At 54.9% G+C, this 24,893-nt stretch carries 25 protein-coding genes; 6 read left to right on the top strand and 19 right to left on the bottom strand.

Annotated elements, in window-relative coordinates; genetic code table 11:
- Positions 1–165: 165 nt before the first annotated feature.
- The 4 genes from CKV94_RS10495 (at position 166) to ribD (ending at position 4,853) form a co-directional block, all read left to right on the top strand.
- Positions 166–1,794, top strand: a complete 1,629-nt coding sequence (locus CKV94_RS10495; RefSeq protein ID WP_003822684.1) for a YdgA family protein — start codon at positions 166–168, stop codon at positions 1,792–1,794.
- A 66-nt stretch (positions 1,795–1,860) separates the two neighbouring features.
- Positions 1,861–2,256 carry a hypothetical protein gene (locus tag CKV94_RS10490; protein ID WP_003822683.1) on the top strand — a complete coding sequence of 132 codons (396 nt, stop codon included), beginning with the start codon at positions 1,861–1,863 and terminating at the stop codon, positions 2,254–2,256.
- A 300-nt stretch (positions 2,257–2,556) separates the two neighbouring features.
- Positions 2,557–3,588, top strand: a complete 1,032-nt coding sequence (gene ruvB / locus CKV94_RS10485) for a Holliday junction branch migration DNA helicase RuvB (protein ID WP_003822681.1) — start codon at positions 2,557–2,559, stop codon at positions 3,586–3,588.
- Positions 3,589–3,758: 170 nt separating this feature from the next.
- Entirely contained in the window at positions 3,759–4,853 is a 1,095-nt protein-coding gene (gene ribD, locus CKV94_RS10480; RefSeq protein ID WP_003822680.1) for a bifunctional diaminohydroxyphosphoribosylaminopyrimidine deaminase/5-amino-6-(5-phosphoribosylamino)uracil reductase RibD, read from the top strand.
- Between the two features lie 230 nt (positions 4,854–5,083).
- On the opposite strand, the gene CKV94_RS10475 is transcribed toward ribD, so the two are convergent.
- The 5 genes from CKV94_RS10475 to CKV94_RS10455 form a co-directional block, all read right to left on the bottom strand.
- A complete protein-coding gene (locus tag CKV94_RS10475; protein ID WP_035580320.1) occupies positions 5,084–5,947 on the bottom strand; it encodes an NAD-dependent epimerase/dehydratase family protein in 864 nt (287 codons plus the stop codon).
- Between the two features lie 100 nt (positions 5,948–6,047).
- The gene (locus tag CKV94_RS10470; protein ID WP_003822678.1) at positions 6,048–6,428 is read right to left on the bottom strand and encodes a hypothetical protein; all 381 of its coding nucleotides are present in this window, start codon (positions 6,426–6,428) and stop codon (positions 6,048–6,050) included.
- Entirely contained in the window at positions 6,425–6,832 is a 408-nt protein-coding gene (locus CKV94_RS10465; RefSeq protein ID WP_155114501.1) for a thiol-disulfide oxidoreductase DCC family protein, read from the bottom strand. Before CKV94_RS10465 ends, CKV94_RS10470 begins: the two co-directional genes overlap by 4 nt.
- Positions 6,833–6,895: 63 nt before the next feature.
- The gene (locus tag CKV94_RS10460; protein ID WP_003822676.1) at positions 6,896–7,309 is read right to left on the bottom strand and encodes a hypothetical protein; all 414 of its coding nucleotides are present in this window, start codon (positions 7,307–7,309) and stop codon (positions 6,896–6,898) included.
- A gap of 58 nt (positions 7,310–7,367) precedes the next feature.
- Entirely contained in the window at positions 7,368–7,850 is a 483-nt protein-coding gene (locus CKV94_RS10455; RefSeq protein ID WP_003822674.1) for a DUF2269 family protein, read from the bottom strand.
- A 145-nt stretch (positions 7,851–7,995) separates the two neighbouring features.
- Between CKV94_RS10455 and CKV94_RS10450 the strand changes: the two genes are divergently transcribed.
- Entirely contained in the window at positions 7,996–8,394 is a 399-nt protein-coding gene (locus CKV94_RS10450) for a hypothetical protein (RefSeq protein ID WP_003822672.1), read from the top strand.
- Between the two features lie 87 nt (positions 8,395–8,481).
- Here CKV94_RS10450 and CKV94_RS10445 read toward each other — a convergent pair whose 3' ends face one another.
- From CKV94_RS10445 to CKV94_RS10425, 5 genes are all read right to left on the bottom strand, one after another.
- Positions 8,482–8,862: a DoxX-like family protein gene (locus CKV94_RS10445; protein WP_035580314.1), complete on the bottom strand. Its 381-nt coding sequence runs from the start codon at positions 8,860–8,862 to the stop codon at positions 8,482–8,484.
- Between the two features lie 379 nt (positions 8,863–9,241).
- Complete coding sequence (locus tag CKV94_RS10440; RefSeq protein WP_035580311.1) at positions 9,242–9,760, bottom strand: GbsR/MarR family transcriptional regulator; 519 nt, start codon at positions 9,758–9,760, stop codon at positions 9,242–9,244.
- Positions 9,761–9,910: 150 nt separating this feature from the next.
- Positions 9,911–10,699 (bottom strand): competence/damage-inducible protein A, encoded by a 789-nt coding sequence (locus CKV94_RS10435; protein WP_003822668.1) that lies wholly within the window; start codon positions 10,697–10,699, stop codon positions 9,911–9,913.
- A 141-nt stretch (positions 10,700–10,840) separates the two neighbouring features.
- Entirely contained in the window at positions 10,841–11,437 is a 597-nt protein-coding gene (locus CKV94_RS10430; RefSeq protein ID WP_003822667.1) for a hypothetical protein, read from the bottom strand.
- Positions 11,438–11,474: 37 nt separating this feature from the next.
- Complete coding sequence (locus CKV94_RS10425) at positions 11,475–12,122, bottom strand: HAD family hydrolase (protein ID WP_003822666.1); 648 nt, start codon at positions 12,120–12,122, stop codon at positions 11,475–11,477.
- A gap of 255 nt (positions 12,123–12,377) precedes the next feature.
- Between CKV94_RS10425 and lolA the strand changes: the two genes are divergently transcribed.
- Complete coding sequence (lolA, locus tag CKV94_RS10420) at positions 12,378–12,995, top strand: outer membrane lipoprotein chaperone LolA (protein WP_003822665.1); 618 nt, start codon at positions 12,378–12,380, stop codon at positions 12,993–12,995.
- 211 nt (positions 12,996–13,206) lie between these two features.
- Here lolA and CKV94_RS10415 read toward each other — a convergent pair whose 3' ends face one another.
- From CKV94_RS10415 to CKV94_RS10375, 9 genes are all read right to left on the bottom strand, one after another.
- The gene (locus tag CKV94_RS10415) at positions 13,207–14,226 is read right to left on the bottom strand and encodes a DUF4238 domain-containing protein (protein ID WP_003822663.1); all 1,020 of its coding nucleotides are present in this window, start codon (positions 14,224–14,226) and stop codon (positions 13,207–13,209) included.
- Between the two features lie 27 nt (positions 14,227–14,253).
- The gene (gene polA, locus CKV94_RS10410; RefSeq protein ID WP_003822661.1) at positions 14,254–17,040 is read right to left on the bottom strand and encodes a DNA polymerase I; all 2,787 of its coding nucleotides are present in this window, start codon (positions 17,038–17,040) and stop codon (positions 14,254–14,256) included.
- Between the two features lie 342 nt (positions 17,041–17,382).
- Positions 17,383–18,129: a hypothetical protein gene (locus CKV94_RS10405; RefSeq protein WP_003822657.1), complete on the bottom strand. Its 747-nt coding sequence runs from the start codon at positions 18,127–18,129 to the stop codon at positions 17,383–17,385.
- 276 nt (positions 18,130–18,405) lie between these two features.
- Positions 18,406–19,188, bottom strand: coding sequence for a cytochrome c1 (locus CKV94_RS10400; RefSeq protein ID WP_003822656.1), 783 nt, complete (start codon positions 19,186–19,188; stop codon positions 18,406–18,408).
- 13 nt (positions 19,189–19,201) lie between these two features.
- Entirely contained in the window at positions 19,202–20,794 is a 1,593-nt protein-coding gene (locus tag CKV94_RS10395; protein ID WP_049258763.1) for a cytochrome b, read from the bottom strand.
- Between the two features lie 16 nt (positions 20,795–20,810).
- Positions 20,811–21,404, bottom strand: a complete 594-nt coding sequence (gene petA, locus CKV94_RS10390; protein WP_003822653.1) for a ubiquinol-cytochrome c reductase iron-sulfur subunit — start codon at positions 21,402–21,404, stop codon at positions 20,811–20,813.
- Between the two features lie 302 nt (positions 21,405–21,706).
- The gene (locus tag CKV94_RS10385) at positions 21,707–22,456 is read right to left on the bottom strand and encodes a Nif3-like dinuclear metal center hexameric protein (protein WP_003822652.1); all 750 of its coding nucleotides are present in this window, start codon (positions 22,454–22,456) and stop codon (positions 21,707–21,709) included.
- A gap of 179 nt (positions 22,457–22,635) precedes the next feature.
- Positions 22,636–23,820: an SGNH/GDSL hydrolase family protein gene (locus tag CKV94_RS10380; RefSeq protein ID WP_003822651.1), complete on the bottom strand. Its 1,185-nt coding sequence runs from the start codon at positions 23,818–23,820 to the stop codon at positions 22,636–22,638.
- Between the two features lie 19 nt (positions 23,821–23,839).
- Entirely contained in the window at positions 23,840–24,886 is a 1,047-nt protein-coding gene (locus tag CKV94_RS10375) for an SGNH/GDSL hydrolase family protein (protein ID WP_141744159.1), read from the bottom strand.
- Positions 24,887–24,893 lie beyond the last annotated feature (7 nt).

Here is a 24,893-nt window from a genome sequence, read left to right as displayed (position 1 = left end):
TTTCGCCCGATTTAGCCCGTTAAGGGCACACAGGCTACCTGAAAACAATTTTAACGAAAGTAAAAATCCGTTTTCAGGTAGCCTCTTGCTTGCCCAGCACCAAGACAGTGCCCCGTTTTGGTGTTATCCTTGCGCTTTCCTAATATCACGCATTTTGGTTGTTGCATGAAAAAACTCCTTTGGCTGTTCTCCGGCCTCATCCTGCTGCTGGCCGCCCTATTCCTCGGTGCGCCCTACTATCTCGGCATCAAAGCCGAACAAAGCCTGAACAAACAGCATGAAATCCTAAGCCACACATCCTTCTTGCAAGTCGAATCCCGCCGCTACGAGCGCGGCTGGTTCAGTTCGCACGAAACCACCGTGGTGCGCTTCAAGCCCACCTTCCTGGCGCAGCTGCAAGACAAACTGCCCGACAACATTAAAACTATCCTCACCCAGCCTATCACGCTGGAGAGCAACATCAAACACAGCCTGTTTGCCAACGGCAGCATGCCCGTACGCGCCGTGGTAGACACCGAATTCGTTTTCCAGCCCGAAAGCCGCGAAATACTGCAACGCTTCTTCGGTAGCCAAGCCCCTGCCAACCTGCGCAACGTGATCCAACTCAACGGCAACGGCCGCCTCACTTGGCAGGTGCCCGCTTTCAAATATCAAGAGCTCTCCGGCATTGCCATTAATTGGCAAGGTCTCGAAGGCAGCACCGACTACGCCAAATACTTCACTGAATACCAAAGCAACCTGAATAACCCCGGCCTCACCATCACCCTGGCCGACAAAGGCAGCGTTTCCTACAAAAACCTCCAGCTGCACACCGAAACCCGAGAAGGCAGCCACAACCTTGCCTTGGGCAACAGCAAGCTCACCCTTGGACAGGTGGAAGTGGAATGGAAAGACAGCATCAACTATGACATCCGCCTCAACGATGTGCTGAACATGGTGTCCGACCTGCAAATCGGCAGCTTCATCAACCCCTATGGCCAAGTGCCGCCCGCCAAAATCACCCTCAACGACCTGCAAATCGAAACCCGCATGGATCAAGACGGCCGCTGGGTGAATACCGAAGGCAAATTCGGCTTTGCCAAGCTCAACTACGGCAGCGACAACTACGGCCCGCTGGCCATCCACGTGAGCGCAGAACACCTAGATGCCGAAAGCCTCGCCGCGCTCAAAACCCGCCGCGACCAGCTCATCACCCAGCGCCTCAGTGACGAGCAAATGCGCGAAGCCCTGCTTGCCGCCCTGCGCAACGAAGCCGCCGGCCTGTTTACTAACGATCCCGTTATCCGGCTCAAACAGTTCGACCTCACCACCCCGCAAGGCATGATCAGCGGCAACGGCGAACTCAAATTCAGCGGCCTTACCGCTGCCGATTTGAACGATATCGACAATCTGCTCGCCAAAACCGACGCCGATTTCCACATCGCCGCGCCGCAGCAAGTGATCGAACGGCTCACCGCCGCCCAGGCCAAAAACTACATCAGCGTCGATCCATCCCTACCCGATGCCGACCACGAAATCAAAGAAGCCGTGCGCCTGTGGCTCGACAGCGTGCTCGAAAGCATGGCGCGCCAAGGCTACCTGAAAATCGATGGCAACCAAATCGTGAGCACCCACATCGTCGTGCGCAACAAAACCTTCAGCATGAACGGCAAGCGCATCGAATCGCAAGCCGATGAAAACCTGTTGCCCGACAGCTCCCTGCCCGCCGATTCCAGTGCCCCGACCACGCCGGCATCCGTACCGGCCGCAGCCTCGGCTGCTTCCGCCCCGCCGAAGGGCGCATCCGCTCCCTAGCCCAGCAACAGAAGGCTGCCGTTTCAGGTAGCCTTCTGATTATTTTCCAAGCAAGCGTTGCACAAAATGAGCCAGCCTCCCTACCCGCCCGCCGCCTATCCAGAAAAAGTAGGCACTTACCCCGCCCACTGCCATTCCGGCGGCGGCTATTTCTACGACGACGTGCTCGAATACCGCGTGTGGTGCCATCCCGAGCGCGGCGCCCCCGATTTATATGACGGCGACGACTACTTCCATGCCTTCGCCACCCATGCCGAAGCCCTCGCCTTTGCCCAAGGGCAGCCCGGCAGCGAAGCCCCGCTCGTCCTCGTCCGCCAGCAAGAATATATCGACGAACCCCAACCCGGCACCTTCATCCGCCGCACCGGCGAACGCATCACCGAATGGCTGCCGGAATGGCTGGAAAATAGCCGGCGCCAGCCCGGCTCAATCGAAGCCTTTCTAGCCCAACAGGCTAACTGAAAGCAAACGCACTGAGCGCCGGCAAGGCAAACGGCAAGCCCAAGCAAATTTCGCTAAAATGCAACCGGACACAGCAACACCACTTTCAGGTAGCCCCACCTGCTGCTCCTCCGCCTCCCCAAAAGGCTATCTGAAAACGAAGCAAAGCGGAGTTTCTGCGAAGCTAAAACAATGTTTCGGCGCAGCCGAAGCTGAGCCTACAAAGCTAATTGGCAAAACCAAGGCCGTGCCGTCGTAAAAACCAAACAAAACCGCAATCAAATTAACCCACTAAGGCTACCTAAAACCCCATTCCCCATCATGCTCCACACCGATTCCCTCACCGCCGCCGAACCAGAACGCCTCATTACCGCCCGCCAGGTTTCCAGCCAGGAAGAGCAGCTCGAACGTGCCCTGCGCCCCAAAACCCTCGCCGACTACATCGGCCAGGCCAAAACCAAAGAGCAGCTCGGCATCTTCATTCAAGCCGCCAAAAAGCGCGGCGAAGCCCTCGACCACACCCTCCTGTTCGGCCCGCCCGGCCTGGGCAAAACCACCCTCGCCCACATCATCGCCAAAGAACTCGGCGTGAACCTGCGCCAAACCAGCGGCCCCGTGCTCGAGCGCGCCGGCGACCTCGCCGCCCTGCTCACCAACCTCGAGCCGCACGACGTACTATTTATCGACGAAATCCACCGCCTCAGCCCCGTGGTGGAAGAAATCCTCTACCCCGCCCTCGAAGACTACCAGCTCGACATCATGATCGGCGAAGGCCCCGCCGCCCGCAGCGTGAAAATCGACCTGCCCCCCTTTACACTCGTTGGCGCCACCACCCGCGCCGGTATGCTCACCAATCCCCTGCGTGACCGCTTCGGCATCGTCTCCCGCCTCGAGTTCTACAGTAGCGCCGACCTCGCCACCATCGTTTCCCGCTCCGCCGGCCTGCTGCAAATGAGCCTCGACGATACCGGCGCCTTCGAAATCGCCCGACGCAGCCGCGGCACCCCGCGCATTGCCAACCGCCTGCTGCGCCGTGTGCGCGACTACGCCGAAGTGAAAAGCAACGGCCGCGTAGATGCCGCCCTGGCCGATGCCGCCCTGCAAATGCTCGATGTGGACAACGAAGGCCTCGATATGATGGACCGCAAATTCCTCGAGGCCGTACTGCACAAATTCGCCGGCGGCCCCGTCGGCCTGGACAACATCGCCGCCGCCATCGGCGAAAGCCCCGACACCATCGAAGACGTGATCGAGCCCTACCTCATCCAGCAAGGCTTCCTCCAGCGCACCCCGCGCGGCCGCGTCGCCACCGAACGCAGCTACAGCCACTTCGGCCTGCCGTTTAAGCCTTGAAAGCTAGCTGAAACCATCGCATCCTTTTAGCTTCGCAGAAACTTTGCTTTGCTTCGTTTTAGCTTCGCAGAAACTTCGCTTTGCTTCGTTTTCAGGTAGCCTTTCTTACTGTTTAAAGGCTACCTGAAAACCTTATTTAACCAGTTTCCCCTATCCGTCCCTTACTCAACATGCCCCAATTCTCCCATGCCGACCACGCCCTGATGCAGCAAGCCATTGCCCTTGCCTGGCAAGGTCGTTTTTCCACTTCGCCCAATCCGCGCGTCGGCTGCGTGATTGCGCAGGGCGGGCAGATTGTCGGCCAAGGTTTCCACCTCAAGGCCGGCGAGCCACATGCCGAAGTGCACGCCCTGCGCCAGGCCGGCAGCGCCGCGCAAGGCGCCACCGCCTACGTTACCCTCGAACCTTGCGCCCACCACGGCCGCACCCCGCCCTGCGCCGAAGCACTGATCCGCGCCGGCGTGCGCCGCGTGGTGGCTGCCATGCAAGACCCCAACCCCTTAGTGGTGGGCAAAGGGCTGGCCATACTTGAAGCCGCCGGCATTCAGGTAGCCTGCGGCCTGATGGAACGCGAAGCGCGGCAGCTCAACCGCGGCTTCCTCTCCCGCATCGAACGCGGCCGCCCGTTTGTAAAGCTGAAAACCGCTGCCAGCCTCGACGGCAAAACCGCGCTCGCCAACGGCCAGAGCCAATGGATTACCGGCGAAGCGGCGCGGCACGACGTGCAAATCCAGCGCGCCGAAAGCTGCGCCGTGCTCACCGGCATCGGCACCGTCCTGGCCGACAACCCGCGCCTCACCGTGCGCGACTTCCCCACTTTGCGCCCCCCGCTGCGCGTGCTGCTCGACAGCCGCCTGCGTCTACCCGCCGGCAGCCATCTGCTCGACGGCAGCGCCCCCACGCTTATCTACACCTTGTCCGACCGCCCAGCGCCCGCCGGAGCGGCTGAAATCTGCCGTTTGGAGGCTGATGCCCAGGGCCGCCTCAGCCTGAATGCCGTGCTGGCCGATTTGGCCGCGCGCGGCATCGGCGAGCTGATGTTGGAAGCCGGTGCCACGCTGGGCAGCGCGTTTTTGGCACAGGATTTGGTGGACGAAATCGTCTGCTATCAAGCGCCCAAGCTGCTCGGCGGCGCCCAATCGCCCACTCTGTTCAGGCTACCTGAAAACCCCGCCGCCCTCAGCCGCGAGCCCGATTGGCACACCGTGGGCATCGAACAGCTGGGCGACGATATCAAATGGGTGCTGCAACGGCGGTGCGGCTAAATACCTGCATACCTTCCCGCCTCTGGTTTCCATCCTTGCCAGCTAGGCAAACCTGCCACTGATTTCGCTGCCAAATCACTCCACCACCTGCGGAGGAAGAACAGATTGCCAGCATAAAATAGTTTGCCTATTACTCTTCTCTAAGGCTGCCTGAAAACGCTAAGAGGCTAACTGAAAAAGGAATTTCCACTTTTCAGGTAGCCTCTTTGGCTTACGGCATAAGCTCGGTGCTATGCGCCAATATCTTCCGCTGCTGCAAACTGTTCTACCGACAACGGCGGGCAGCCGAGCAGCTCGGCGAAGGCCTGGCTATCAGCGCAAGAGCCTTGTTGCAGCAAGGTAAAACTATCCTGGCTGACGATGCCGTTGCTGAACAGTTTGGCCAGCGGCAACACCGGGCGCAGCAGCGGCAGCGGGATCGGCAGCACGCGCTGGGCTGGCTTGCTGTGTAGGGTTTGGCGCAGGATGTTGAGGTATTGTGCCAGTGTGAGAGAACGGCTGCACGTCATATTGAGTACCGTGCCGTGCGGCAGGCTGCTGGTTAATAAATCAGCCAAGCCCTGTGCCACATCGGCAACGTGGACGGGCTGCACGTCAAAACAGCCACCGTTAGGCAAAGCGATAATGGGCAGGCGGGCAAGGCGGATAAACAGCTCGCAGCTCGCGCCACCGTGCCCATACACGAGCGATGGGCGGGCAAGCAGTACGCGCATCCTGTGTGCCGTGCCGATTTGGCACACCGCTTCGTCACCCCGCCCTTTGCTGCCCACAAAAGCCACGCGGTGCTTCGGGTCTGCGCCTAATGCGGACAGCTGCACCCAATGCAGCACGCCTTGTTCCGCCGCAATTTTTGCCAACAGTGCTGGCGTGTGGTGATGCACTATTTCCAGCACGTGCTCATCACGGCTCATCACGCCGATACAGTTGAACACGGCATCGGCGCCGTTCAGAATGCTGCGTGCGGCAGCCTCGTTTGGCTGTAAGTAGTCAAACTCACTGCGTGATGGAGTGCGCAGCGTGTGGCTGTGCGCGCGCAGGATTTTGGCAACGCGGCTGCCAATAAAACCGCTTGCACCGAAGAGGACGATGTTCATCATGCCTTAATTTCTTTGGATAAAATTTTTCAGCTAGCCTTTTGTGCGGGCAAGAGGTGGATTTTCAGGTAGCCATTGTTTCAGGCTACCTGAAAGCGTTTTAATACCGCATCAGCAAACGGCGCGCCGTAGCGTTTTGCCGGCGGCAGTAGGCCTGTTTGCGCTGCGGGTTGCGGCTGAAGGCGCGAGCCTCGGTAGCAGGACCTTCCACATAGGCGTTCAGCTCGGCTTGCACCCGTGCGGCATCGGCGGCATAGCGGGTTTCCAGCAGGCTGTTGCAGCGTGCCACTTGGCGCAGGTGGTTTTCAAATTTATGCTGCGGAATGTTTCCCGCTGAGGCATCAGGCGGGCAAGGCATGGTAAATACCATAATTTCCATATTGTCTTTAAGCACTTGGCGGCAGCGTGCCAGCTCCGGGCTTTCAGCAACGGCCTGTGCGGCGAGAGGCAGGAGCAGCATGGGTAGCCAATATTTTTTCATTTTTTCGTCCTTTCTTTCGGTGGGATTCGGCATACGCCGCCTTCGCATCCGGGGCGCGGAAGCAGCCATTTGGGAAATTGGTAACGGTGGCGGGCGAACCACGGATAAAGCCGGTCGGCCAGTTTGTTTAACAGCGGCAGATTGACCAGTTTCACCAGTGCAAAGCCTTGGTAGCCTTCGTACATTTTGCGCACAGCGGCCATTTTTTGCAGCATCACGCTGTCGTCCGTTAAAACGTGCAGGTAGGTGAGCGCGGCTTCGGTGGTGATGCCGTATTGCGCCAACACGGCTTCGCTGCCCTGTATCGGCACGGCTTCCATAAATCCGGCGCGGCTATCCTGCATGATAAGTTCCATCTCCCGCACGCAGATCGGGCATTCGGCATCGTAGAAGATTTTATGCATTCTGTTTCTCCCAATCATGTTCACTCGCTATTGCCTACCACTACTCGGCACAGGGGTGAAATCTTATCCTTTTGATGTTTCAGTTGGTATGTTACAGTCTATTTCGGGCTTCACGCCCTCAAAACCACTGCGTTGCAGCACCTGAATCTGTTTGCGTACCAAATAGGCCAATACCAGCAGCAAACTCACGCCGCCAAACACGGCCCAGCGTAGGGCGTAAAGCAGGTTATCTGCCAAACTGCGCTCGAAATTCGGCGCAAATAGCAGCACGCACAACAGCGGCGTAAACAGGGTTAGGCTCAAATACAACCGCTGCCAAAAAATACCGCTGATTTCCTTCACTTCATCGCGCGGGTCGTTACATAAAAACGCCAGCACCCGCCGCAAAGACACACCTAAAACCAGCCAGCACACCAGGCTCACCGTTAAAGACACCATCACCAAAAGTAACATCACAGATAAAGTATGCATCATCATTCTCCATTTTCAGTTTAACAATCTTTTGTCGGGCGCCTCCGCAGAGGCAGACTCACATCTACATCGGCTTCAACACCATCAGGAAATACATCACCACCGTGGCACAGAAGGCCGGATAGCCCAGCATTTCCCACCAAAATTGATAGCGTTTGTAGCTGGCCGACAGCGTATTTTCGCCCGCCTGCCAAGCCGCAGCCGCCTGGCGCGCCATCTTGATTTGCAGCCACACCACCGGCAGCCAACACACCCCCGCCAGCGCATACAGCGCCAACGTCCACTTCACCCACAGCCATGCCCCGCCCCACGTGAGCGGCATGCCTAAATAATGCAGCATCCACAAACCCGAGAGCGGCTGGAAAATCACCGCCGGCGTGGTGAACCACCAATCCGCCTTCATCACCCATTTCGACACCACCGCCTGCGCCGCCACCGAGCCGGAACGGTTCGCCCAAAACAGATAAAACGCCGTGCCGAAGCCCGTACCCACCATCAGCGTGGCCGAAATAATGTGCAGGGTTTTGACGATTAAATACGTGTTCATTTTGTTGCTCCTATTGAAATTCGCCTGTGCAGGCTACCTGAAAAAATTCAAATTCCCTTTGATTTCAGCGCATCACGCGTCTTGCCGCGTACCACGCTTTTCCGTTATCCTGACGGCCACGTTTCCCTCTTGAAAACCACCGCCCATGCTTGCTGCCTATCTTATTTACACCACATGGATAACCACCTGCGCCGCCTTTGCCTATGCCACCATCCGCCGCCCCGCCACGACCAGCGCCAGATACATCGATTATTTCGCCCTCGCCTTTTTCGGCATCACCCTGCTGCTGTTCGGCTGGCTGTTTGTCGTGCAAGGCATCACGCCCTTCATGCAGGGCAACGCGGACAGTGGACGCGGTTATCAGGATTGGCACTTATGGCTTTTGGCTTTTCCCTATCTGTATATCGGGCACATCGCGCTGCTTGTGTTCAACACTACCCGTCTGCTGCTGCCACCCTATCCACCGCGTTTTGTTCATTACGCCGCACTGCTGCTTACCTTATTAAGTGGCTGGCACGTTGGCGAATTTATGCCGGCTGCCTAGCAGGCTCTTTGGGCAAACCGCGAATCCGGATGGGCGGCTAACTAAACTATTTCAGGTAGCCTGAACGACGGTTGCCCAAGCACGCATTTAGCCTGCTGCAATGCCATCCCGCTCCCTACTCCCAAGTACCCATAATGCCGCCAAAATCGGCACATTTTTAATCAGCGGCGCAAACGGATGCAGCCACATTTCAGGTAGCCTGTACGCCACAATCGCGCTGTAGCCCAGTACTACGGCAAATTGTGATAGCCATACAAAACGGTAATTTCTGAATTTTGTGAAACATAAGATCCCAAAAAATATGTCTAAAGCCGATGAGGCATAAAACGCTACCGCCTGCCATTCTGCCGCAATGCCTGCCCTCCCCAGTAAATCCAGCGACATATCTGCTGCCGTCAGAGCAGGCTGTATCCCGCTCCAAAGCCATAAAAAACCCATCGAAAACCGCAATACGTCAAGCCGCTTCATTTTCAAACCTTTCGGACACACTATTCTGTCCAATACCGCCTTGCTCACTACACCGCAAGGCGCAGTTATCATGATTGCTGCCGGCAGCTAAAGAAATATCACTGCCGAAATCAGCACTCCGGCCAACCAGAGGCTGCCTCAAAGGCTACCAACCTCCAGCCAGCAGAATCCCTAACTACCCACGCCTTGGTAATGATGCAGGCTACCTGAAACTTGTTTATCCATTATTTCCTAAATTTCTGTTTAAAGAGAAATAAAGATTTAAAAATTTAGCGGAATCATCCGCATAAATTTAAGAAGTTACATCCCTCAGGCAAGGCTATCTGAAAATATCCGGTAATGTTTCAGGTAGCCCTATTTATCTTACCTGCAAACTACTTCAACGGAAAAATTTCTGAATCCCCGCGCCCAGCTTCAAAATCTTCACCATGGTGCCGGTGGAGAGTTTCAGCATTTCATTGGCCCAGATGGTAAGGGTGCTGATGAAGTCGTGGGTTTGCTGGATTTTCTGCTGCACGGCCTCGTTTTCCTGCGCGAACTCCGGGCTATCGATTAAGGTTTGCAAAAACTGCCGGGTGGGCTCGATTTCGCGCTGCATCCGCACTTCGGCAATGGTACGGAATAGCGTCCACACGTCATCCGAAGTGGTGAAATGGTCGCGCCTGTCGCCCATGATGTGCACGGTGTGCACCAATAGCAAGCCTTGCAATTCTTTAATGCTGTTGGAAACATTGGAACGAGCCATACCCAGTGTTTCGCAAATTTCTTCGGCATTCATCGGCCGCCCGATGATATACAGCAGCGCATGGATCTGCGCCACGCTGCGGTTCACGCCCCACTTGGAGCCCATCTCGCCCCAATGCAGGATAAATTTTTCAGTGGTCGGATTCAGTTTCATAGTGCGGCAGAGTTTATTTGCATCTTTAATTTCTGTCAATACAGAAATTATGAAATATTTTTCAGGTAGCCTTTTATGGCCGTGTTTTAGCCATAAAAATTTCAGGTAGCCAATCATACTGCAGGCTACCTGAAACTGATTTCTTTCTACTTACACGCCTTCCGGTGCCAGCTCGATTTGGGTGGCGCCCTGCTCTTTCAAGCCGGCTTCGGCTTCCTGCCAGGCCTGATTTAGCTGTGTGCAGGCTTCGCCTTCGGCTTTGAGGCCGAATAGCAGTCGGTAGCGCTGCTGAGCGGTGGGGGTGGCGGGCAGGCTGAAACTGCGGATGCCGGGGTAGCGCTGTTCAATGCTAGCCATCAGGGCGCTGATACGGGATTCGGGCAAGTCGATCCAAGCGCTGATGCTGCGGCGTTCGGTTTGGTGCTGGAGATGGGCGTAGTATTCGTCGAGTGCCCAAGCGGCCATGGGCTGTGCCATTACGGGAAAGCCGGGTAGAAAGTAGTGTTCGCGGATGGAAAAGCCGGCGATGTTGTTGTAGGGATTGGGAATCAGGCTGCTGCCTTGGGGAAACTCGGCCATGCGCAGGCGGATTTGGTGGCCGTGGCTGTCGAGGCTGTCGCCGTGTTTGAGGGATACGGCTTCGATGTTGGCGGCAGCCTGCGGGTGCAGTATCAGCGGTAAGCCAAGGGCTTCGGCAGCAGCTTGGCGAGTGTGGTCATCGGGCGTGCTGCCAATGCCGCCGGTAACAAAGGTGGGCAGGCCTTCGGCAAAGCTTTGGCGCAGGCGGTGGATAAGGATTTGGCGGTTGTCGGGCAGGTATTGCACAGAATCGAGCAGCAGGCCGCGCTCTTTGAGTAGCTGTTTGAAAAAGGCAAAGTGTTTGTCTTGGCGGCTACCGTGCAGGATTTCGTCGCCGATGATGATAAGGGAAAAGGACATGAGTTTTCCTTAGGAAGGCAGGCTACCTGAAACTATGATCGATGCTTTCAGGTAGCCTCTATGCAAATAACAGGCTACCTGAAAACTGGATTGCTGCTTGAGCTTCTCTAGAAGCCTATGCTTTCAGCCAGCCTTTGCTGCTTAATAGCTGGTGCCTGGCATCGGGCAATATTGGATGGACGCGGGGCGGGTGGGATGTACTTCGCCATTGGCCTGCGGCAGGATTTCCACTACAGCCACATCGCAGCCTTCGCCGCCGCGCGAGTATTGCACTTCATAATCCTTACCCGCCTGCGGGGTGAGGCTGGCGGCAAGTCGGCAGCGATCCACACGGCCAAGGGTTTCAGTGGAAAACGCGCCATCGAGCACCAACGCTTTGCCAGCAGGCACTACAAATTCTTTATACGACTCGCGGAACACCACGCCGGTATCGGCATTCACGGTGTTGCTGCGCTGAGTGGCAGGCATGCCCACCGAAAGGTTGCGGATACGGCGCGGCAGGCCGCCGGTGAAACGGGTATGACGGCGGCGGCCTTGTTTTTCTGCCCATTGCTCGCAGGTGCTATTTGGAATCATACGTACCACATCGCGGCCGTATTGGCCGTAGATGCGTAGCCGTGCCTGGTTTTGCGCGTTATACGGCACTTCGCGGTGCACGATTTGCGATTTCTGCGACATAAAACAGCCGCTCAAAGCCAGTGCGGCACAAATCGGCAGCAATAAACTGATTTTCTTCATAAGACGTTCTCCGTTGGGTAAAAGTTAAGCTATTCGGCTACAGCAAATCCAAAATCTGCCCGGGCGCATCCAGCCGCGCATCAGCCGGCCATTCGTGCACCGGGTCGCTCTCGGCAATGTAGCCCCAGTTGGCCAAGGCAGTCGCCATCCCAGCGTTTTTGCCCGCCACCATATCGCGCTCGGCATCGCCCACATACAGGCAACGCTCCGGCGCAATACCGATTTGCCGGCAGGCATGATGCATCGGTAACGTGCTGGGTTTGGATTCGGCACAAGTATCACCGCTCACCACCACCGCAGGCGGGGCAATGAAGCCCAGTTCGGGCACGAGCAGGCTAGTGAAACGGTGCGGCTTGTTGGTGATGATGCCCCAGGCAATACTGCGGCGGGCGAGCTGCTCGAGCATGGGGTTGATGCCTTCAAACAGCACGGTTTCATCGCAAAAACCGTGCTCGTATTCGGCCAAATATTCCTGCCGCCAGCGCGGGTGGTCGGGATGGCCTTTTTCAATACCGGTGCCCAGCTTAATCAAATAGTTGGCGCCGTGGCTGGCCACCGGCCGGATTTGCGCCATCGGCACGGCAGGCAGCCCGTTTCTAGCCAAGAGGCGGTTGAGCGCCCCGCCCAAATCGAGCGCCGTGTCGGCCAATGTGCCGTCTAAATCGAATAATACAGCTTGAATCATAAGGTTCTCCAAAGAAGGCGGAAGGCTACCTGAAAAGTATCTGGCGCAACCTTTACCACCGCTTACCGCAGCCGCGAATTATAGCTCAGGAATAAAATCCGGTTAAAAATTTGCCGCCCTACCCCACCTAATACCTTGCTCTAGCGGAGAAATCCTGTTTCAGCGCCGTCTTTACAATTCCAACCGCCCTGCCCCGCCGCGCCCAAGCTGGTACAATGCGCCGCATTCCGTTTTGATTCGCACAAAGGAAAAACGATGAAAACCCAAACCTTCCGCCTGGCCGCCGCAGCAGTTTTAGCTATGGCTATCGGCAGCGCCCAAGCCGGCGGCATCGAAGCCCTGCAAAAATTCAACGCCGACACCGACGGCATCAGCGGCAGCTTCAGCCAAAGCGTACAAAGCCGCAACAAAACCCGCAATGCCCAAGGCCGCTTCAGCATCCTGCGCCCCGGCCTCTTCAAATGGGAATATACCAGCCCCTACAAACAAACCATCGTAGGCGACGGCAGCCACATTTGGCTCTACGACATCGACTTGGCACAAATCACCAAAACCGCGCAAAACCAAGCCATCGGCGATAGCCCCGCCGCCATCCTTTCCAATAAAGAAGCCCTCTCCGCCAGCTACACCCTGAAAGAAGACGGCTCCGCCGGCGGCATCGACTACGTATTGGCCACGCCCAAACGCTCCAACGCCGGCTACCAATACATCCGCCTTGGCTTCAAAGGCGACGACTTGGCCGAAATGCGCCTAAAAGACAGCTTCGGCAACCAAACTACCATCAAATTCAACAACCTGAATACCCGCCCCAACCTCTCCCGCAGCCAATTCCGCTTCACCCCGCCGCAGGGTGTGGATGTGCTGACGCAGTAAGGGCAGTTGAATGCTTGAAACAAAAAGAAAGGCTACCTGAAAGTTTCAGGTAGCCTTTTGGGTTAAATAATAAACTGGAAGATTTTATTCAATTAAAGTTCGCAAGTTATAATATACATTAAATGCGAGCATAGGAAATCTGGTGTATCAAAACTCAATTATGATTTACTGAATCATTCAAAGGAGACTTTACTATTAAATCCAGTATATCCTATTCATTTAAAACTTCTCTTATAATCGAGTCTGCTTGACATCTTGATAAAATACTAGCAAATGATCCTATCTGTTTACAATATTTTTCTGCAATATCCTTGTCTGATGATATAAAAAACTCTAATGAACAAGAAGAAATAAAATTCCTAATTTCTTCGATTGAATACTCATGACTTCTATCACTTGAACCAATCAAGTAAGTATTACTATCTAAAGGCATAACAAGTAATCGTATCTTATCATCTTTATCATAAAACGGCTTTTGTATACCTAATGAGTTTATAAATACAACAATAGAATCTCCTAAAATTAATATCTCTTTTGTCTTAATAATTCTAAAATTTAGCCTAGAAAAAATATTAATCTTCTCCTCTGGTGCGATTGTTTCTTTTAGTGTTTTTAAATGTATTTCTTTTATTTTGTTATTTATAATTTGTGAAGAAAATTCCTGCCTCAACTGTGTAGCCATTATAGACATAACGCTATCGGGCAGATAATAAAGCAATAAATTTGGATCTTTTTGAATAGTTCTTGTCAATATTTTCTTTTGTTTATTTGAAATCTGAACCTTATCAATTATATCTTTAATAAATTTTCTATCTCTTTTTATTTTCCTAACTAAATAATCATAAAATAAAGTCTTATTTTCAAAAGTATCAGAAATAGCTTGGACTATATTTTTTATAGCTTGGGAAAAATTTACCCTTAGGCTTCTAGTTCTAATTTCAAAGTGGGCAACTAATTTAGCAGCCACTTCTCCAGATACAGGGGTATTATTATCATATTTTTTTAAGCTATTAACTGTTTTTGATATTATCTCCTCTTCTTTGGTTATAAGTTCATCAACAATTATATTATTTTCTTTTGTATAGAAATATCCTTCCACACCAACATTTTGTATATTCGATTGATATGGATTTCTATCTACTCTAGCCACCCAAGTTTTTGCTCCATTTTTTTCAATCGTGAACCCTCTTTGTAGGAATTGCGGAATATAGTGTTGCCTTTTTCCTGCCATGTTTTTATACCTCAATCTCTATTCATCTCAATGCGCCTCTTCCCAATTCATCCCCACGCCCACTTCAGCCACCAGCGGCACGTTCAACATCCCCTCATCCACTTTCGCCATAATTTGCGGCAGTTTCTCTTTCACTAAATCCAGCTCGGCTTCGGGTACTTCCAACACCAGTTCGTCATGCACCTGCATAATCAGTTTGCTTTGTAAGAGGTCGTCTGAAAGCCAGCGGGATACGTCTATCATGGCGCGTTTGATGAGGTCGGAGGCGGTGCCTTGCATGGGGGCGTTGATGGCGGCGCGTTCGGCTCCGGCGCGGGCGTTGGCGTTTTTGTTGCGGATGTCGGGCAGGTAGAGGCGGCGGCCGAACAGGGTTTCGACGTAGCCTTGCGCGGCGGCTTGTTCTTTGGTGCGCTGCATGTATTCGGCGACGCCGGGGTAGCGGGCGAAGTAGCGGTCGATGAAGGTTTTGGCGGACAGGTTGTCTATGCCCAATGATTTCGCGAGGCCGTATTGGCCCATGCCGTAAATGAGGCCGAAGTTGATGGTTTTGGCGTAGCGGCGTTGTTCGGGCGAGACGTTTTCGGGGGCGATGCCGAATACTTCGGCGGCAGTGCGGCGGTGTACGTCTTCGCCGTTTTGGAATGCGGCGATGAGGGTTTTGTCGCCGGAGAGGTGCGCCATGATGCGCAGCTCGATTTGGGAATAGTCGGCGGAAACGATGACGCTGCCTTGCGGTGCGGTGAAGGCGCGACGCACGCGGCGGCCTTCGGCGGTGCGGATGGGGATGTTTTGCAGGTTGGGGTTGTTGCTGGCGAGGCGGCCGGTAATGGCGACGGCTTGGGCGTAGGTGGTATGCACACGGCCGTCTTTGGGGGAGATCATTTCGGGCAGTTTGTCGGTGTAGGTGGATTTGAGTTTCGCCAGGCTGCGGTTTTGCAAGATGATTTTGGGCAAGGGGTAGTCGGGCGCGAGCTGTTCGAGCACGGCTTCGTTGGTGGAGATGCCGCCTTTGGCGGTTTTTTTCAGGCCTTTGGTGGGGATGCCCATTTTGTCGAACAGGATTTCTTGCAGCTGTTTGGGCGAGTTGAGGTTGAACGGCTGGCCTGCGGCGGCATAGGCTTCCTGTTCGAGCTTCATCAGCTCGGCGCCGAGTTCCGCACTTTGGCGGGCGAGTTCGGCGCGGTCGATTTGCACACCGTTGCGTTCCATTTCAAACAATACCTGCGCGACGGGCAGCTCCATTTTTTCATACATTTCAAGCTGTTTGGCGTCCATCTGCGCGCGCAGGTGCGCGTCGAGGCGCAGGGCGAAATCGGCGTCTTGGGCTGCGTATTCGGTTGCCTGCTCGATGGCGACGTCGGCAAAACCGATTTGCTTCGCGCCTTTGCCACACAGCGATTCGTAGGTAATGGTTTCCAAACCGAGCCAGCGTTCGGACAATTCGTCCAAACCGTGTCCGAGATGACTCTCGATGATGTAGGAAGCGAGCATGGCGTCGCCGGCAATGCCGTTCAGGGCGATGCCGTAGTTGGCGAAAACGTGTTGATCATATTTGAGGTTTTGCCCGATTTTTTTCAGGGCGGGGTTTTCCAAATGCGGTTTCAGACGACCTAATACGTCCTGCAAATCAAGCTGTTCAGGCGCGGCGGTCAGGCTGTGACCTACGGGGATGTAAACCGCTTCGCCTGCTTGGAATGCGATGCTGATGCCGACCAGCGCGGCGTTCATCGCGTCTAGGGAAGTGGTTTCTGTATCAATGCCGATTTTGCCCGCCTGCGACAGTTTGTCCAACAAAGCGGCAAACTGCGCTTCGGTGGTAACGGCTTGATAATCCAGCTTTTCGGGTGCAACGGCTTTTTCAGGTAGCCTTTCAGACGACGTTTCCATGTCCAACGCCGCCTGTTCGCCTATCGTATCGCTGCCGAACAAATCGCCGTCCGCCGCTTCGTGTATACGGCTTTCCGCTTCTTTCAGCCAAGTGCGGAAGCCCCAGCGTTTGAAATCGACCGCAAGCTGCGACCATTTCGGCGAAGTGCGGCGCAGGCTTTCGAGGCCGTCTGAAAGCTCCGAATGCAAGTCCACATCGGTTTTAATCGTCACCAAATCATACGACAGCGGCAGTTGGGGCAGCGCGGCTTGCAGGTTTTCGCCGACCTTGCCCTTGATTTCCGCAGCGTGCTCCATCACACCAGCCAGCGAGCCGTAGGCTTCCAGCCACTTCACCGCTGTTTTCGGGCCGCACTTCTCCACGCCCGGCACATTGTCCACCTTGTCGCCCATCAGCGCGAGATAATCACGGATTTGGTCGGGGCGCACGCCGAATTTCTCCTTCACGCCTTCAATGTCCAGCGTTTCGCCGCTCATCGTGTTCACCAGCGTTACGCGCTCGTTCACCAGCTGCGCCATGTCCTTATCGCCGGTGGACACCACCACATTCCAACCTGCTTCGCCTGCCATCGCCGCCAGCGTGCCGATAACGTCGTCCGCCTCCACTTGCGGAATGACCAACACCGGCCAGCCCATCAGCCGCACCAAATCCGGCAAGGCTTCCGCCTGCGGGCGCAAATCGTCCGGCATCGGCGGGCGCGTCGCCTTATAGTCGGGGAACATCTCGTGGCGGAAATTCTTGCCCTTCGCATCAAACACCACCGCGCAATAATCATGCACATAATCCGCCCGCAGACGGCGCAACATGTTCAACACGCCGTAAAGCGCGCCCGTCGGCGCACCGTCAGGCGCGGTCAATTGCGCCATTGCATGATACGCGCGGTAAAGATAAGAAGAGCCGTCAACGAGGAGAAGGGTTTTGCGCATTTGGGCAACCGTTTGTGTGAAATGAAAACAGCGGGATTATAGCGCACAATAAGCAGGCTACCTGAAAGCCAGCCAAAACCAGACGACAGATTGCAACTAGCCTTTGGCGGGTGGAGGAAAGGCTACCTGAAAACAGCGGCGATGGGGTTCAGGTAGCCTTTTCTAGAGTAGATGACGAATTTGCTTTGTATTCAACAGATGCCTTTCAGCAGCAGGCAGAGTGGCAACGCCGCCCTACTCCGGAAGCAAGCTAAAGATTGGTTGAAAAAGGCTCATCGGGCAAAGTTACAGCAACGCGAACACTATACAGCGCAAATTGCTCGCTTGGTTTTCAGGTAGCCTTCAAGCCAGCCAGTCGTAGCATTGCTCCCACAGCAGGGTTTCTTCCGGCTTTTCGCGGCCGGCCAGCAAGGCTTGCTCAAAAGCGTGGCGAAAGGTGGCACGGGTGTGCGGGGCGGCGAACCAGACGGAAAGTTTGGTGACTAGATGCTCACGATGCGGGCGATGGTCGGGGAGATAACAGGCTTTATCCCAGTCTGGTTCGTTTGCGCCATAGGGTATGGTCAGATACAGGCTGATAAATTCGCGCAGGGCGTTGGTTTCAGAAGCAGATTTCGTCCACAGGGCGAGTAGCTCATCGGTTACGTCGAGACCTGCAAAGTGGAACATGACGAGCCACGTGGACAGGCAGCCTTCGTAGCGTGGAGCAGCGATTTGGTGTGCAAACCAGGCGGCAGCAAAACGGTGTAGCCAGCGGATTTCATCTTCCAGCCAGCATTCAGGCAGGTCGCAGCGCAATTTGTCGAGCAGCATTTCATCGAGAGAACGCACATCTTCATCGTTTACCAAGGCCTGCAAAATGCGCGGCAGGAAATGCTTCATATCGCGCGCTGTGGCGGCTTCGTCTGCCAGCGGTACACTGCCCAAATAGCCGGCCAAGTTGTTAGCGGGAATCTCGCGCAGCCGATAACTTAACAGCTCGTGCTGGCAGTCTTCGGGCATGCAGCATGCGCAGGTGCAGATGTTGAGTGGGAAATGAACCGTATAAGGGGCGAACAGCCGGTAGGCTTCTTCGATGAGGTCTTGCATTCGGTGGCTCTTTGGTGAAGTTTCAGGTAGCCTGAATTGCTTGAAGGCTAGCTGGAATATGGCTGCTGTGATTTGAGGTATTTAGTATATCAGGCACTTTGGTGGATACCGTTATTCAGCCTTTAGCTTGCTTGACTGATGGTTTACGATTTCAGGTAGCCTGAACTGGTTTGAGACTAGCTGAAACCAAACTGCCGTTCTGGTTTTTCAGGTAGCCTTTTCTCACGAACAAAAACGCAGGCTGTTGCCAACCTGCGTTTCTTGATGCGGTACTGCTTAGTGCACGTCTTTCCAGTATTCCTTTTTCAGGAAGTAGGCCAACGGCAGCATGATGGCAAACAGGAACAGCAACACGCCGTAGCCGATTTGTTTGCGTTGCAGCTGCGCGGGTTCGCCCATATACACCAGATAGGCAACGAGGTCTTTGGCGTAGAGGTCGAACTCTTTGGCGCTCACTTCGCCGTTAGGCAGGCGGCGGCTATGCAGGCCGGTGGCTTCCCAATACAGCTTGGGCACCAGGTTGCCGTGTTCGTCTTTCACCATTACGGGCTGGCCTTTGCTGTCGAGCTCCACTGCGCGGATACCCTGCTGCTCCCACAAGGGGTGCGGCATGCCGACTTTGTCGAACACCAGGTTGTTCCAGCCGGTTGGGCGACTCGGGTCTTTGTAGAAGCCACGCAAATAGGCGTAGAGGTAATCCGCACCGCGCGAACGGGCAATCAGGGTTAAATCCGGCGGCTCGGCACCAAACCAGCGTTTGGCATCTTCCGGATTCATGGCAGACTGCATCACATCGCCGGTTTTATCGGTGGTGAACATCAGATTTTTGCGGATTTCGTCTTCACTCAAGCCCAAGTCCTGCAAGCGGTTGTAGCGCATGCCGCTGGCCGAATGGCAGGAAAGGCAGTAGTTGGCGAAAATTTGTGCGCCGCGTTGCAGGCTCACTTGGTCGCCCAAGTCGATATCTACATGTTCGTAGTGGCCGCCGCCGGAGGCGTTGGCACTTAGCGGCAAGGCCAACATCAGCGCGGCCAGCCAGTTTTTCCATTGTTTTTTCATTTCGCCGCTCCTGTTAAATGCTGTTGGCAAACAGATACGCACCCGCCAATGTAATGGCTGCATACACAAAGAACATGATTTTTTGGCGGGTAGTGCTCATGGTTACACGTTCCGGCACTGCTTGATCCGCATTCAGCTTGGTATTCAGCAGCGTGCCAACAAAGAAGAAGGCCATATACAGTACTGAGAACACACGGATCAGCAGGGTTTGAATTTGGAACGGGTCGGCGAAAAACAGGCGAGCAAGCAGGTATAGATCGTAAATACTCACCAGCACTGCAATCAGCATCACGCCGCCCACCCAGCCTGCGGCAAACAGCGCAGCCAATGGACGAGAGCGCAGCTGCTGTTTAAACGCAGCCAGGCTCGGACGCTCAGGGCTGGTGTAAATCGGCATGCCGAGGAAGAACAGGAAATAGAAAATCGTGAACGATTGGGCAATTTCTGTTCTGAGATCAGTAGCCACTTGCGCACCGAGAATACCTAAACCGATGAAGGCAATCAGGAACAGCACCAGCATGGTTTTGAAGGTGGTGTTGCGGTAGCGCACGGATTTCACCGGCGAGCGATCAAGCCAAGGCAGGAGGGCAATCAGAATCACTGCCGCACCCATGCCGATCACACCCCACACTTGCGTGCCGGCAAACGAGGGGATGGCGCGCAAAATGGCGTAGAACGGAGTGAAATACCACACCGGAGCAATGTGTGCCGGGGTTTTCAGCGAGTTGGCCGGATCGAAGTTGGGGGCTTCGAGGAAGTAGCCACCGCCTTCAGGGGCAAAGAACATGATGGAGCAGAATACAATTAGGAATACCACCACGCCCAAAATGTCTTTCACGGTGTAATACGGATGGAAAGGGATGCCGTCGAGCGGGATACCGTTTTCATCTTTCAGCTTTTTAATTTCCACGCCGTCTGGGTTGTTGGAACCCACTTCATGCAGTGCAATCAGATGTGCCACCACCAGGCCAACCAGCACCAGCGGCACAGCAATCACGTGCAAGGCGAAGAAGCGGTTGAGCGTAACGTCGGAAACGTTAAAGTCGCCGCGAATCCAAGTGGACAAATCCGGGCCGATTACGGGGATGGCGCCGAACAGATTAATGATTACCTGCGCACCCCAAAACGACATTTGGCCCCAAGGCAGCAGGTAGCCCATAAAGGCCTCTGCCATCAGGGCGAGGAAAATCAGCGCGCCGCACACCCACACGAGTTCGCGTGGTTTTTTGAACGAGCCGTAAATCAGGCCGCGGAACATGTGCAGATACACCACGATGAAGAACATCGAGGCGCCGGTAGAGTGCATATAGCGGATAATCCAGCCGCCGGACACATCGCGCATGATGTATTCCACTGCGGTAAACGCAGCAGGCAGATGGTATTGGTTCAAGTTACCGTCTGGCTTGTAGTTCATGGTGAGGAAGATGCCGCTGACAATTTGAATCACCAGCACCAGCAAGGCCAGCGAACCGAAGAAATACCAAAAATTGAAGTTTTTCGGTGCGTAATATTCGGTTACGTGTTCCTTCATCATTCTAGAAAGGGGGAAACGCGCGTCCACCCAATCGAGCAATGCTTTGGCTTTATTATTGGTTTGATTGGTCATGATTTGTTCCCCGGTATCAGCCGTCTTCGCCCACACGGATGGTGGTTTCAGACAGGTATTTATAAGGAGGAATCACCAGATTGGACGGTGCTGGCACGCCTTTGAACACGCGGCCGGCCAAGTCGAATTTGGAGCCGTGGCAGGGGCAGAAGAAACCGCCCTTCCAGTTCGCACCCAAATCGGCAGGAGCGAGGTCGGGACGGAAAGTGGGCGAGCAACCCAAGTGGGTACAAATACCGATGGCCACCCAGATATTATCTTTGCCTTTAATGGAGCGCAGTTCGTTTTGGCAGTATTCCGGCTGCTGGTCGGCAGCAGTGGAGGAGGGATCGACCAATTCAGCGTTTAAGGAAGGCAAATCCTTCAACTGCTGCTCGGTGCGGTTGAGCACCCAGATTGGTTTGCCGCGCCATTCGGCGGTAACCAACTGGCCGGCTTCGATTTTGCTCACATCGATGTCGATCGGCGCACCGGCCGCTTTAGCCTTTTCCGAAGGGAAAAAGCTGGCAACGAAAGGCGTGGCTACCCCTAGTGCGCCCACGCCGGCGGCGCCGGCAGTGGCCAGCACTAAAAAGCGCCGCCGTTCCTGATTGATTTCTTGGTTAGTCATTACTCAATCATCCTAATACTCTGAAAATCCGAAATACTGAGGCCTTTGCACAACAGCCGTTGTGGCACCGCAGGGCGGTAAACTTTGCAAAGGCCTCAATGCTGCCAATAACGCAGCGGCGTGATTTTACCTTAATCTAAATCAACACTTAAAGCAATATTTGAAATAAAGTAAAGATTTGTCTTACCACGGCAGGTTGCGTGGGCATAAGTGCAACAATGCAACAGCTTATTCACATGATAAAAATACAGCCAAAGGCTACCTGAAAAACAAAATGTAAAGATTACACTGCCCAGTTCAACTCAAGCCGGATTATCTTCATCAAAGAACAAGCATTCCAGCGGCCACTCTTGTTGCAGCCGTGCCGACAGCGCTTGGATGCCGTAACGTTCGGTAGCATGGTGGCCGGCACTCACAAACAGCACGCCATTTTCCTGCGCCAAATGATATTGCGCTTCAGAAATCTCGCCGGTAACGAAGGCATCTGCGCCCATATCGATTGCCTGTTGGAAAAAGCCCTGTGCCCCGCCGGTACACCAAGCCAGCTTACGCACCGGTCGCGACAAATCACCGGCAGATACCGGTTGGCGCCCCAAACGTTCAGCCAGGTTAGCCAGCAGCGCATTGCCGTCTGCCTCTGCCTCTGGTGTGCCGAACATAAGTAGGTTTTGCTCACCGGCTTGGCCTTCTATGTGCCACCCCATGCGTACTGCCAGCTGAGCGTTATTACCCAGTTCAGGGTGGGCATCGAGCGGCAGGTGATAACCGACCATATTGATGTTGTGCCGGATAAGTGTGGCGATGCGGCGGTGTTTCCAGCCGGTAATGGTAATCGGCTCGCTTTTCCAAAACAGGCCGTGGTGCACCAGGAGCATATCGGCATTCTGCACCACGGCATAATCGATGGCAGCCTGGCTGGCGGTAACGGCACACACGATTTTGCGTACCTCTTCCCGCCCTTCCACCTGCAGGCCGTTGGGGGCATAGTCGTGGAATTCGGCAGTGCGCAAGAATTCGTTGCACCAGCGGATAATGTCTTGGCGTTTCGGCATGGTTGGGCTCCGTAGCGAATGGGTAATTGGCCTATTGTATTTTCAGGTAGCCTTGGATGTATTGCAGGCTACCTGAAAATATTGCTTGGGTTACACCGGATTGATTGAACTGCAATTAACTTGTTAATTGGCTTTCAGGTAGCCTCTTATCTGAGGCTACCTGAAATCGGTGTGGCGGGTTATTTATTAGCCAGTTTGATGAGGTCGTCGGCCAGCTTGCCGGCAGCGGTTTGGTAGCCTTGGGCGGTGAAGTGTACACCGTCGCGCGCGCCTAAACCTTGTGCCATCCAGCTTTTCATACTACACGCACCGCCCATGGCGGCCTGCCATGACCAATACAGGATTTGCTCCTGCTGTGCTACGTCGCGTTGCATTTGCTGCATGGCATCCAGATAAGGCGGGCGTTGGCCGCATTGGCCATGCCGCCCTTTAAGCGACTCGGGTGCGCCGATAATCAGGATGCCGGCACCGGGCAGCGCTTCGCGGATTTTGTGGATGGTATCGGCCCAAATACGCTTGGTTTGCACCATATCGAGGTGGCTGTTAAACGCTTCGTTGGTACCGTAGGCCAGGATAACCAAATCAGCTTGGGTGGCAGACAAATCCTGCTGCCAATCGGCACGCCAGCCGCTCCATTGCGAGAGCTGCGAGCCGTTGATGCCCATGGCGGATACGATTACACCGGGGCGGTTGTTTTCAATGTTGATGTGGCCGATTTCCCAAATATCGCCGGCTTGGGCGCGGTAACTGAGCGGCAGCCGGGAGGTGAAGGAGAAATACTGCCAAGCGTTACTGCCGAGGTTGGGCAGAGAGGCAACTTGGCTGCCTTGCGAATCGTGTACTTTGAGCTCGCTGTCGGCAAACACGGGGCGGGCAGTGATGGTGATCTGCTGGGCTTCGCCGATGGGGGTGCGTGGATTAACGGTTACGCTGCCACCGCCGCCGGAGGAGCGGTTGAGAATGCCGCCCAGCGGAAAATCGGCACGGGCATTGCGGTTGCTCAACACCTGCCAACCGCTGCTGCTATGCAGCACTTGGGCATTACGCTGGCCGGATACGGTGTTGGGATACACCCAGCCGATGCCGCCATCGCCCCACTGCTGCTGCAAACGGGTGCGCAATTCGTTGGTAAAGTAGTCGCCGGCGGTATGGGAGTCGCCCAGCTGGATGATACGGAATTTCACGTCGCCGCCACGGTTAAGCCGTTGCAGCTTGTCGAGCCACACAGGCTGCCAGCTGCCGTAGTTAGTAAGCTCGGCTTTTTCAGGCGTGCCTTGGGCGGCGGTTTCGGCGCTGCAGGCCTGGCAGGCGAGCAGGCAGGCGGTCATCAAGGCCAGCTTGCGGCCTTTTTTGGAAAACAACATTACTCTAGCTATCCTTCAATTATGATTTTCCACTCGCCATCACGGTTTCGGAGGCGGCAGGGGTGGCTGGCGCAACGGCATTGGCAGGTCGGTAGTCGATACGGCCTGCTATCTGGTCGGCCAGAAACTGTTGTCCCTTTATGGTGAAATGAATACCGTCTTTGCTGCGCAAGCGGACGGTTTGCCCGTTGATGATGATGCTGTCGCGGTATTGCCCGTCTTCGCCGCCCATGATTTTATCGGTGGGCAGCCAGATGGTTTTCCCGGCCAGCTCGCTGGCAAACAGGCTGTCTAGGTAGCGCATTTGGGCATTGAGTCGGCTGCTCTTCATCAGCGGCACGCCCAGCCAAATAATCTGCACATCGGCAGCCTTGGCGGCTGTCACAATGCGTTCGATACGCTGTCGGTACACCTGTTCCCATTCTGGGCTTTGGAATTTCAGGTAGCCTCGAGTGCCCGGTTCGGGATTGGGGAAATCCCAAGGGTCGTTCGGCCCCAGGAACACCACCAGCAACCTGATTTTTTGATCTTCCCGCAAGGTTTTTTCTATAGTAGCCGGCCAGTCGAAGAAGCTGGGATAGGACAGCCCGGTGCTTTGGCGGCTGAGGTTGAGCGAATCGATGCCGTATTGGCTGCTCAACCATCTTTGTACATGCGGCGCTACGCCTTCCATCATAGAATCGCCGGCAAAAAATACTTTGTCGCCAGCCGAAAGCTGCACGCGCTCCGGCAGCGGTTTGGACGCAGTGTTTTGCGCTACAACTGGCGCAGAAGCAGGCTTAGCCTCAGCCTCAGAAGGCACGGTAGGTTCAGTAGGCAATACTACTATACTCGGTGGCGCATGCTCGGCGGTATGCTGCTGGCGCCAGCTTTCATTTTTGGTTTCCAGCCAGCTTAAGGCGGCCTCGTGCCGCTCTAGAGCAGCCTGTTGCCAATGGCTGCCACTGCGCCACCAGCCGTAGTCGTTTAATTTTTCCAAGGGGCTGGCGCGGTGGTAGGTTTGTTGCCAATAGGCATTGATGGAATCTTGGCTGAACCACACCGTGAGCAGCGCAGTAAGCAGCATGGCCACA

The sequence above is a fragment of the Eikenella corrodens genome (assembly GCF_900187105.1).
Lineage (GTDB): Bacteria > Pseudomonadota > Gammaproteobacteria > Burkholderiales > Neisseriaceae > Eikenella > Eikenella corrodens.
This window is presented reverse-complemented; position numbering and strand designations above follow the sequence as displayed.

What these genes read in the sequence shown, in the direction of transcription:
- CKV94_RS10495 (WP_003822684.1), top strand. Translation starts at nt 166, where the DNA reads ATGAAAAAACTCCTTTGGCTGTTCTCCGGCCTCATCCTGCTGCTGGCC.
- CKV94_RS10490 (WP_003822683.1), top strand. Translation starts at nt 1,861, where the DNA reads ATGAGCCAGCCTCCCTACCCGCCCGCCGCCTATCCAGAAAAAGTAGGC.
- ruvB (WP_003822681.1), top strand. Translation starts at nt 2,557, where the DNA reads ATGCTCCACACCGATTCCCTCACCGCCGCCGAACCAGAACGCCTCATT.
- ribD (WP_003822680.1), top strand. Translation starts at nt 3,759, where the DNA reads ATGCCCCAATTCTCCCATGCCGACCACGCCCTGATGCAGCAAGCCATT.
- CKV94_RS10475 (WP_035580320.1), bottom strand. Translation starts at nt 5,947, where the DNA reads ATGAACATCGTCCTCTTCGGTGCAAGCGGTTTTATTGGCAGCCGCGTT.
- CKV94_RS10470 (WP_003822678.1), bottom strand. Translation starts at nt 6,428, where the DNA reads ATGAAAAAATATTGGCTACCCATGCTGCTCCTGCCTCTCGCCGCACAG.
- CKV94_RS10465 (WP_155114501.1), bottom strand. Translation starts at nt 6,832, where the DNA reads ATGCATAAAATCTTCTACGATGCCGAATGCCCGATCTGCGTGCGGGAG.
- CKV94_RS10460 (WP_003822676.1), bottom strand. Translation starts at nt 7,309, where the DNA reads ATGATGATGCATACTTTATCTGTGATGTTACTTTTGGTGATGGTGTCT.
- CKV94_RS10455 (WP_003822674.1), bottom strand. Translation starts at nt 7,850, where the DNA reads ATGAACACGTATTTAATCGTCAAAACCCTGCACATTATTTCGGCCACG.
- CKV94_RS10450 (WP_003822672.1), top strand. Translation starts at nt 7,996, where the DNA reads ATGCTTGCTGCCTATCTTATTTACACCACATGGATAACCACCTGCGCC.
- CKV94_RS10445 (WP_035580314.1), bottom strand. Translation starts at nt 8,862, where the DNA reads ATGAAGCGGCTTGACGTATTGCGGTTTTCGATGGGTTTTTTATGGCTT.
- CKV94_RS10440 (WP_035580311.1), bottom strand. Translation starts at nt 9,760, where the DNA reads ATGAAACTGAATCCGACCACTGAAAAATTTATCCTGCATTGGGGCGAG.
- CKV94_RS10435 (WP_003822668.1), bottom strand. Translation starts at nt 10,699, where the DNA reads ATGTCCTTTTCCCTTATCATCATCGGCGACGAAATCCTGCACGGTAGC.
- CKV94_RS10430 (WP_003822667.1), bottom strand. Translation starts at nt 11,437, where the DNA reads ATGAAGAAAATCAGTTTATTGCTGCCGATTTGTGCCGCACTGGCTTTG.
- CKV94_RS10425 (WP_003822666.1), bottom strand. Translation starts at nt 12,122, where the DNA reads ATGATTCAAGCTGTATTATTCGATTTAGACGGCACATTGGCCGACACG.
- lolA (WP_003822665.1), top strand. Translation starts at nt 12,378, where the DNA reads ATGAAAACCCAAACCTTCCGCCTGGCCGCCGCAGCAGTTTTAGCTATG.
- CKV94_RS10415 (WP_003822663.1), bottom strand. Translation starts at nt 14,226, where the DNA reads ATGGCAGGAAAAAGGCAACACTATATTCCGCAATTCCTACAAAGAGGG.
- polA (WP_003822661.1), bottom strand. Translation starts at nt 17,040, where the DNA reads ATGCGCAAAACCCTTCTCCTCGTTGACGGCTCTTCTTATCTTTACCGC.
- CKV94_RS10405 (WP_003822657.1), bottom strand. Translation starts at nt 18,129, where the DNA reads ATGCAAGACCTCATCGAAGAAGCCTACCGGCTGTTCGCCCCTTATACG.
- CKV94_RS10400 (WP_003822656.1), bottom strand. Translation starts at nt 19,188, where the DNA reads ATGAAAAAACAATGGAAAAACTGGCTGGCCGCGCTGATGTTGGCCTTG.
- CKV94_RS10395 (WP_049258763.1), bottom strand. Translation starts at nt 20,794, where the DNA reads ATGACCAATCAAACCAATAATAAAGCCAAAGCATTGCTCGATTGGGTG.
- petA (WP_003822653.1), bottom strand. Translation starts at nt 21,404, where the DNA reads ATGACTAACCAAGAAATCAATCAGGAACGGCGGCGCTTTTTAGTGCTG.
- CKV94_RS10385 (WP_003822652.1), bottom strand. Translation starts at nt 22,456, where the DNA reads ATGCCGAAACGCCAAGACATTATCCGCTGGTGCAACGAATTCTTGCGC.
- CKV94_RS10380 (WP_003822651.1), bottom strand. Translation starts at nt 23,820, where the DNA reads ATGTTGTTTTCCAAAAAAGGCCGCAAGCTGGCCTTGATGACCGCCTGC.
- CKV94_RS10375 (WP_141744159.1), bottom strand. Translation starts at nt 24,886, where the DNA reads ATGCTGCTTACTGCGCTGCTCACGGTGTGGTTCAGCCAAGATTCCATC.